This is a genomic window from Streptomyces swartbergensis, assembly GCF_002148965.1.
In the GTDB taxonomy this organism is placed as follows: Bacteria; Actinomycetota; Actinomycetes; order Streptomycetales; family Streptomycetaceae; genus Streptomyces; species Streptomyces swartbergensis.
Map to the genome: position 1 here is coordinate 1 of NZ_NGFN01000597.1, position 2,657 is coordinate 2,657.

Here is a 2,657-nt window from a genome sequence, read left to right on the forward strand (position 1 = left end):
GGCTGACGTATGGCTGATACCTCTGGGTGACCGGTGCCGCGCGGCAACTCCGGGCCGCGCCACCACCCCGTTTCTCTGATCACATGACCAGCAGACGCAACGCCGGGCGCGCCCTCGCCCTCCTGCTCGCCGCTGTCGCCGCGCTGCCCGTAGGTGTCGCCGGTGCCGCTCCCGTACCGCCCGCCCCAGGGCCCCTGGGCGAGCTGGTCCCGGGCGTCGCTCCGGGGCCCGCGCAGCCCTGGTCCGTCGACACGCCCGACCAGGCGCTGCCGCCGGTGGTGTACACGCCGTCGGCCGCGGAGGAGGCCGTCGAGCCGCGCGGGGCGGTGGAGGGGACGTACGCGCTCGTCGAGTACGTGCCGTTGGGGGAGGCGGTCGCGCGGGTGAGCTGTACCGGGAAGACCGGGCCGTATCAGCGGCAGGTCGAGCGGTGGCTGGGGCTGAGGGTGGACGGGACGCAGTCGGCGGCCGACTGCCGGGCCGTCCGGGCGTTCCAGGTGCGGCAGGGGATCAAACCGGCCATCGGGTTCGCCGGGCCCGTGACGTGGGCCCGCATGCAGTATCTGTCGGCGCGCCGGAACCCCGATGCCGCCGGTCGGTGCCCGGTGCGGAGCTACCCCGTGGCGTGTGTGGATCTCACCCGGCAGCTGACCTGGGTGCAGAAGGGGCGGAAGATCGTGTTCGGGGCGGTCCCGATCCGCAGCGGGCGGGCCGGGTACCGGACGCGGGCCGGATGGCACAAGGTCTACTGGCGGCACAAGAACCACTGGTCGACGCTGTACAACACGCCCATGCCGTACTCCCAGTTCTTCAGCGGCGGGCAGGCCTTCCACGGTGTCTACGGCAGTCTCAACACCACCGTCGGCTCCATGGGCTGCGTCAATCTCTCCGTCCCCGACGCGCGGAGGCTGTGGAGCGTGCTGAAGAAGGGCGACCGCGTGTTCGTGTGGGGGCGAAGGCCCGGGACGTAGCCGAGCGGCTCGGCGCGGGACCCGGCCGAGCCGCCGGCGGGGGCCGCTGCCTCGGGCGTGTCGGACCCCTCTGAGACACTGGGCGCGATGAGCGAGACAACAGCCCCGCGGACCGCGCCGCTGCGCGCCCGCGCGGAGATCGACCTGGCCGCCCTGCGGGCCAACGTGCGGGCGCTGCGTGCCCACGCGCCGGGCGCGGCCCTGATGGCCGTCGTGAAGTCCGAGGCGTACGGCCACGGGGCTGTGCCGTGTGCCCGCGCGGCCGTCGCCGCGGGGGCGGACTGGCTGGGCACGGCGACGCCCGAGGAGGCCCTCGCCCTGCGGGCCGCCGGGCTGCCGGGCCGCATCATGTGCTGGCTGTGGACGCCCGGCGGACCCTGGCGCGAGGCGATCGAGGCGGACCTCGACGTGTCCGTCAGCGGGATGTGGGCCCTGGCCGAGGTCACCGAGGCGGCCCGGCTCGCCGGGCGGCCCGCCCGGGTGCAGCTCAAGGCCGACACGGGGCTCGGGCGGGGCGGCTGCCAGCCCGGGGACGACTGGGCCGGGCTGGTCCGGGAGGCGCTGCGCGCCGAGGCCGAGGGGCTCCTGCGCGTCACGGGGCTGTGGTCGCACTTCGCCTGTGCAGACGAACCCGGCCATCCCTCCATCGCCGCCCAGCTCGCCCGCTTCCGGGAGATGGTCGCCTACGCCGAGGAGCAGGGCGCCCGCCCCGAGGTCCGGCACATCGCCAACTCGCCGGCCACGCTCACGCTCCCCGAGAGCCATTTCGACCTGGTCCGCACCGGCATCGCCACCTACGGCATCTCACCCAGCCCCGAGCTCGGCACCCCGGCCGACTTCGGACTGCGCCCGGTGATGACGCTGTCCGCCTCGCTCGCCCTGGTCAAGCACGTGCCGGGCGGGCACGGCGTCAGCTACGGCCACCGGTACGTGACGCCCGGCGCGACCACCCTCGGCCTGGTCCCGCTGGGCTACGCCGACGGCATCCCGCGGCACGCCTCCTCGGCCGGGCCGGTCCTGGTCGAGGGCAAGTGGCGCACGATCGCGGGGCGGGTCGCCATGGACCAGTTCGTGGTCGACCTGGGCGGCGACGAGCCCGAGCCGGGCGCCGAGGCGGTGCTCTTCGGGCCCGGGGACCGCGGCGAGCCCACCGCCGAGGACTGGGCCCAGGCGGCCGGAACCATCGCTTACGAGATCGTGACCCGGATCGGAACGCGCGTTCCTCGCGTCTATGTGAATGACGAACAGGACGGGTAACTCGCACAGAGGACCGGTCCCGCGTAGAACAACAGGCACCCTGGCAACACGAGCACCACAGGCATCCACAGCAGTACCCCGGCGAAGAGGAGCGGTACGTGAGCGAGAGCAGCGCGGAGGTCGTCGCGAACGCCGCCACCGCGGCCGTCGCGGCCTCCGCCGCGGGGGCGGCGGGCGGCTGGCGCCGGGCGACCGGCCTCGCCGGTGTCGCGATAGGCGTGGTGGCCGCGGGCGCGGCCGCCGGTGTCGCCCTGGAGCGGATGACGGTCGGCCGGGGCATACGCCAGAAGGCCCGGCTCGCCCTCGACTCCGCGGGACCGTACGGCTCGCTGCGCGGCATGCCCGGCAAGGCGTTCTCCGACGACGGCACGGAGCTGTACTACGAGGTCGACGAGCTCGACCCGGACGCCGCCCCCGCCGCCCTCGGCC

2 protein-coding genes and 1 pseudogene are annotated in these 2,657 nt (G+C 74.8%); all 3 read left to right on the forward strand.

Annotated features, from left to right (window positions below):
* The first annotated feature begins 83 nt into the window (after positions 1 to 83).
* Entirely contained in the window at positions 84 to 971 is an 888-nt protein-coding gene (locus CA983_RS42570) for a L,D-transpeptidase family protein (protein ID WP_086605983.1), read from the forward strand.
* A gap of 87 nt (positions 972 to 1,058) precedes the next feature.
* Complete coding sequence (gene alr / locus CA983_RS42575; RefSeq protein ID WP_086605984.1) at positions 1,059 to 2,228, forward strand: alanine racemase; 1,170 nt, start codon at positions 1,059 to 1,061, stop codon at positions 2,226 to 2,228.
* Between the two features lie 98 nt (positions 2,229 to 2,326).
* A pseudogene (locus CA983_RS42580) lies at positions 2,327 to 2,657 on the forward strand (alpha/beta hydrolase); the annotation flags it as partial.

Bases quoted from the DNA above. Each gene is read 5' to 3' on its own strand.
- alr (WP_086605984.1), top strand. From the start codon at position 1,059: ATGAGCGAGACAACAGCCCCGCGGACCGCGCCGCTGCGCGCCCGCGCG.
- CA983_RS42570 (WP_086605983.1), top strand. From the start codon at position 84: ATGACCAGCAGACGCAACGCCGGGCGCGCCCTCGCCCTCCTGCTCGCC.